Genomic DNA, 2,565 nt, shown 5'->3' with positions numbered 1-2,565 from the left:
GTGGTAAGGGCAGGATTAAGGGCAAATATGTTTTTTAATAATATACAAACGCAAAGGTCGCTGCTCCCGGGAGCAAAAACTTTGTAGAGAAAATATAGGCAGTTTGCAACCTCCTTCAAAACAAAGGCCTGCCCAGCATGGCATTGTACAAAAGCAGGGATATTAATACAAAATATGCTGCTGCGAAAATGATGGTTGCTCCCGCGTTTTTAAACCAGGTTAAAAAGGCAAATAAGGGCACAATTTGCAAAGCGTGTAAACCCATAAAATGAGCTATCCGTAAATCACCCGCTATCCGGCTCCAGTTAAAAAAGGGCAGGCCCTGTCCGCCGTCGCTGGCGCCAACGGTATGCGCCAGCCGACTGGCCATTATACCACCTTCAAAAGCAAAAACACCTGCCATAATTATCCCTAAACGGATACCCCATAATAGAGCTGCCGGTATTTGCACGGCCTTTACTTTAAAAAACATGAACCCAATATAAAGCGCAAACAGTGTTTGCGAAGCAATAACTACCCCCATTAAGCCAAACACCAGGTTGTTATAAAGCCCGGTAATGTTGTAATGCGATAGTTGCCCTCTTGCGGCCTGTGTAGCAATACAAACCATCTCGAACGAGAGGGCAAATACACTAAAGTTTATGAATCTTTTTTTAACCCGGTCAAAAGGCAGATATTGTAAAAACAGCGGCCACGTTAGGCTGTAAATAGCTATGGATAAGGCAAATTTCATAGGCTTGATCCATAAATTGATCCCCATCAGCTGCCGGTGATCAAACTGAGCGATGATGAGCATCAGCACAAACAGCATAAAATGCGCTAAACCGCAATAATAAAAAGCAGGACTTATATTCCTGATCCGGGTAAGTAAGGTTTTCATTTGGTGGTTTTAATTTTAATAATGATTTGATAAAGCAGGTAGCCACATGGCCCAAACATAAATGTGAGTACCAGGCAGGGGATTACCAGCCAGTGAGAAACCGCCCTTGTTTGTGCCGATTGGATGATAGAGAAGCCTATAAGTAAATCAAAAGCCAGGTAATGCACCCAGCCGGCAAGCAGCAGGTTATCGTTGCTAAAAAGCGTACGCACCTCCTGTATCGACCCAAATCCACCACCATGAACGCTAAAAAAGCCAGCAACGTAAATGCAGTAAATAACAGCCAGCAATAAGGGAACAGCAGCATACTTAATTAACCACTGAGTTACCTTCCATTTTGGAAGCGTTATTAATAACAGCCATTGCAAAGTTGCAAGTGTGCTAACTGCCGAAAAAACCTGTGTTGGATTCATATCATTTTTGATTTATTTGATACCGCGGCGCATTTAAAATGCACAGCACAAAAATGACGTTAATAGCTTTGCCCAAAAATGATTCGAGGTTAAAAAGAGCAGCTGATTTATTAACCTAAGTTAATTTTTGGTGTTTAAAAGCCTGGCCCGGATGCGGCTGAGGCTTTGAGGCTGGATGCCCAGGTACGATGCAATCAGGTGCTGCGGCAATCTTTCAAATATATGGGGCTGGGTGCTTAGTAATTCCTGGTACCTGTCTTCGGCCGATTGTATCATTAAATTACGGTTTTGTTTGGCAGCACCAATAAAAAGTTTCTCGGCAATAATGCGCCCAAATTTTTCAAAGCGCTGGCTGTGCTGGTACAAAGCCTGCATATCGGCATAGCCCAGGGTAAACAGTTCACAATCTTCAAGGGCCTCAATAAAATCGGGCGATGGAGTCTGTAATAAAAAGCTTTCGTAATCACCAATCCATTCGCCTTCAAAAGCAAACCCAATGGTGTGGTCGCCCTTTTCGCCCCGCGAAAAATACCTTAGTCCGCCTTTATAAACAATAACCATGCTTTTGCAAACCTGGCCCTCTTTTAGGTAAAAAGCATACTTTTTTAAGCTTACCGGCTTAAGCCTTTGCATAAACAAAAAAAGCTCTTCATCGTTAAAATCAACAAGACTACGTAATGATAGCGTAATAATTTCGTACATATGGAATGGTCAGCGCTCATCAATGGCCAGACACCCGGAGCAGCTATACCAAATATACACGGATAATTGCAAAACTTTCAATCCCGGTACAGGAAGACTTGCTTATTTTGCTTGCGTCATGACGTGAAATTATATGGCGTTTGAATGCCATGGATGATCTGTTGGTGAAACAGCTATTTAACAATCTTTACCTGCGAAACAACTATGTAGTTATAAGCGCCATACGGTAAGGTATCGTGTTTCCAATTCAAATTAACATTTATAGGGAATGCGGTATTTTCACTGATACCCAACTGTTGTAGTGTCGAATTAATTTTGTAAAAGGGTGGCGGGTTTTTAGCTGTATCGTCTTTAATAGTTATTTCAAGGCCTCCGCACATGGGGCTGGGGCATAACCTAAGGTCGTAGCCAATTATTACCCCCTGGCTTTTGCCGGGGTTAGGGTTGCTTTTTTTACAACCAAAAACAATCAATCCTAAACTTAACAGGAGAAATATTTTTTTCATACCGGCTTTTTCTTCTAATACGATAAGGTGGCCCTAAGCGCTACATCCAGGCAAACATAAATAT

Annotated in this window: 4 protein-coding genes; all 4 read right to left on the bottom strand. The window is 42.2% G+C overall.

Annotated elements, in window-relative coordinates; all coding sequences use genetic code 11:
* Positions 1-115 precede the first annotated feature (115 nt).
* On the bottom strand, positions 116-880 hold the full coding sequence (locus tag AC1DPZ_RS25340) for a hypothetical protein (RefSeq protein WP_477408710.1): 765 nt from the start codon (positions 878-880) through the stop codon (positions 116-118).
* Positions 877-1,293, bottom strand: a complete 417-nt coding sequence (locus tag AC1DPZ_RS25335) for an ABA4-like family protein (RefSeq protein ID WP_477408708.1) — start codon at positions 1,291-1,293, stop codon at positions 877-879. The genes AC1DPZ_RS25340 and AC1DPZ_RS25335 overlap by 4 nt, the downstream gene beginning before the upstream one ends.
* 120 nt (positions 1,294-1,413) lie before the next feature.
* Positions 1,414-1,995 carry a Crp/Fnr family transcriptional regulator gene (locus AC1DPZ_RS25330; RefSeq protein WP_477408706.1) on the bottom strand — a complete coding sequence of 194 codons (582 nt, stop codon included), beginning with the start codon at positions 1,993-1,995 and terminating at the stop codon, positions 1,414-1,416.
* 173 nt (positions 1,996-2,168) lie between these two features.
* Positions 2,169-2,501: a hypothetical protein gene (locus AC1DPZ_RS25325; RefSeq protein ID WP_477408704.1), complete on the bottom strand. Its 333-nt coding sequence runs from the start codon at positions 2,499-2,501 to the stop codon at positions 2,169-2,171.
* Between the last annotated feature and the right edge of the window lie 64 nt (positions 2,502-2,565).

This window comes from Mucilaginibacter sp. P4_G9, assembly GCF_056400985.1.
The sequence above is the reverse complement of the archived record's forward strand: the minus strand, read 5'-3'. Positions and strand labels throughout refer to the sequence as shown.

Coding starts and splice junctions, on each gene's coding strand:
- AC1DPZ_RS25340 (WP_477408710.1), bottom strand. CDS start 880: ATGAAAACCTTACTTACCCGGATCAGGAATATAAGTCCTGCTTTTTAT.
- AC1DPZ_RS25335 (WP_477408708.1), bottom strand. CDS start 1,293: ATGAATCCAACACAGGTTTTTTCGGCAGTTAGCACACTTGCAACTTTG.
- AC1DPZ_RS25330 (WP_477408706.1), bottom strand. CDS start 1,995: ATGTACGAAATTATTACGCTATCATTACGTAGTCTTGTTGATTTTAAC.
- AC1DPZ_RS25325 (WP_477408704.1), bottom strand. CDS start 2,501: ATGAAAAAAATATTTCTCCTGTTAAGTTTAGGATTGATTGTTTTTGGT.